Origin of the sequence: Vibrio sp. 10N.261.52.A1, assembly GCF_002876325.1 — a bacterium.
Classification (GTDB): Bacteria; Pseudomonadota; Gammaproteobacteria; order Enterobacterales; family Vibrionaceae; genus Vibrio; species Vibrio chagasii.
Genome location: NZ_MCYD01000318.1, coordinates 1 through 454 on the forward strand (window position 1 = coordinate 1; position 454 = coordinate 454).

Annotated in this window: 1 protein-coding gene; it reads right to left on the reverse strand. The window is 45.4% G+C overall.

Annotation, left to right across the window (positions count from 1 at the left end; translation table 11 throughout):
* A partial coding sequence (locus BCT81_RS03905; protein WP_241908152.1) for an ABC transporter substrate-binding protein occupies positions 1-454 on the reverse strand: 454 nt, incomplete at both ends.

Genomic DNA, 454 nt, shown 5'->3' on the forward strand with positions numbered 1-454 from the left:
CACCGGTAGTGTTGTTACTCTTCATCAGCGTTAGGAATGAAGACGCTTCGTTGTAGTCACCACACCAACCGGCACGTGCTACTTCAAAGTCACCTGAGTCTTTAGAAGATAGGTAAGTTTTCCACTCTTGGTTTTCAAGTGTTACTGAAAGACCCAGTGTTTTCTTCCACATTGAACCTAATGCGACAGCAATCTTCTTGTGGTTCTCTGACGTGTTGTAGAGTAGTTTGAAATTCAGTGGGTTGTCTTTGCCGTAACCCGCTTCTTCAAGAAGGCGTGCTGCTTCTGCGTTACGCTCTTTTTGAGACATCTTACCGTAAGTTGGTAGCTCAGGGTCGAATCCAGCTGTAATTTCCGGAGTTAGGAAGTACGCCGGTTTTTGGCCTTGTGCCAGGATAGCATCTGTTACGATATTACGATCGATTGCGTAAGAGATTGCTTTACGAACACGTAC